1 pseudogene is annotated in these 208 nt (G+C 64.4%); it reads left to right on the forward strand.

The annotated features are described in order from the left end of the window. Window positions 1-74 precede the first annotated feature (74 nt). Window positions 75-208, forward strand: a pseudogene (locus AC0L30_RS43290) (IS256 family transposase); the annotation flags it as partial.

Genomic DNA, 208 nt, shown 5'->3' on the forward strand with positions numbered 1-208 from the left:
GGTGGAAGGGGCGACCGAGAATGCCGCAACGGTTCAGGCCCTGCTGGACAACCTGGTCTCGCGCGGGCTCGACCCGATGGCCCGGCGTCGCGGCCAGCATCCTCGAAGGCCTCGACGAAATCCTGACTGTCGTCCGGTTGAAGCTGCCGAAGGAGCTTCGTCGATCGCTCGCCTGTACCAACATCGCCGAGAACATGATGGGCACCAT

The sequence above is a fragment of the Bradyrhizobium sp. MI1.11 genome (genome assembly GCF_055811255.1).